1 protein-coding gene is annotated in these 1,466 nt (G+C 68.3%); it reads right to left on the bottom strand.

Translation table 11 applies throughout. From position 1 onward, the window contains the following. Nucleotides 1-900: peptidase (locus FVW20_RS15085; RefSeq protein ID WP_196610247.1), on the bottom strand; the 900-nt coding region annotated here is incomplete at its 3' end. Between the last annotated feature and the right edge of the window lie 566 nt (nt 901-1,466).

Below are 1,466 nucleotides of genomic sequence, written 5' to 3'. Positions count from 1 at the left end.
CACCCGGCGCTGCCGGGCGGCCACAAGGGCCAGCACCGTGCCCGCCAGCCCCAGCGCGAAAGCGCCGGTGGCCAGCCCGTGCCCGCCCATGAACAGGCGCGTCATGGGGCCGGGCAGGCTGAACAGAAACCACGTGCCCAGCACGAACTGGGCGTAGGTGGCGTGGGTGAACCACCTGAGGCCCTCGGTGATGCGCAGTTCCCAGTCCTGCGGCCCCTGCGGGCCGGAGGCCACCGGCCCGCCCGCCTTTTTCAGCAGTCGCGCGCGCCCGGCAATGAACAACCCGCCCACGGCCACCGCGCCCACCACCATGTGCAGATAGCGCGGCACCAGCGAAGGTTCGCCCCAGTTCAGCAGGGTGCCGCCCGGCGAGGCGGCGTACCCGGTCCAGCGGGCCGGGTCCAGCATGAGGGTGGCGTTGTTGGTAAGCACGAAGGCGTTGACGAGCAGCAGCGCCACGCTGATGCCCGCCACCAGGGTGCGGCGCGGGCCGAGCACGGCGTGCCCAAGGCCATACAGGTAGAAGCCGTAGTAGGCCATCATCACGAAGCCCACGATCCCCAGCCACCACACGGCCATCAGGATGGAGCTGGGGTAGATGAACTGCCCGTACAGCACCTGCAGGAACAGCAGCGGCGGCACCCCGAAGTTCACGGCCAGGGCCATGGCGCGCGGCACCCAGGCCGCCGTCTCGCGGATGTCCGTGTTGACCTGGTCGCCCGGCGCGAACGGCGTGCGCAGCGAGCGGAACAGGGTGATCACACCCGTGCCCAGCACCACGTTCATAAACAGCAGGTGCACCACGAAGGTGAGCAGCAGTAGCGCCTGGAACCATCCCCACGGCCCCGGTATGGGGTCGGGTACGGGCACCAGCGCGGCGGGCGGCAAAGCCGGGGTCATTCCGGTTTCCTCCTGGGTTCGACAACTGTACGCCGGGGTTTCCGCACTGCGCGGGTCGAGGCGGCTCACCATGACGCCAGCGTAACACTATCTCAAAAAAAGTATGCTGCCAGCGCGCAGGAGCTGGCATGAATATTTCCATTGTTCCTCAATTTCCTTAACGAAGCAAGCAGTTCCGATGAAAAATCAGCCCACGCGGCGGCTGGCCCCATCCACACGTTGAATAACGCGCCGTGGCGGCGTATAGGGTGAAGTCCGGCCTACGGCAGGATCACGGCCCGCACATGCCCAGCCCATGCCGGCGCGTTCCGTCGCATGCCCGACTCGGCAGACCCGGGCCGAACATGCGCCGGGCACCGCCAACAGCAACTCCACAGGATGCAGACCACCATGCTTCATGCCCCCATGCGCCTTCCGCTTCGTGCCCCCCGCCGTCTGACCATGCTGCTGGTCCTGCTGGGCCTGGCCGTGCTTGCCGGGCTGGTCCCTGTATGGCGCGGCATGCCCGCCCCGCGCACCGCGCTGGCGGCCCAGGCAACGTCCCAGCCCGCCGATGCCGCCCTGCC

The sequence above is a fragment of the Nitratidesulfovibrio oxamicus genome (assembly GCF_015731765.1).
GTDB lineage: Bacteria > Desulfobacterota > Desulfovibrionia > Desulfovibrionales > Desulfovibrionaceae > Cupidesulfovibrio > Cupidesulfovibrio oxamicus.
Note: the sequence above shows the minus strand (reverse complement) of the source record. Positions and strands in the feature narration are given on the sequence as shown.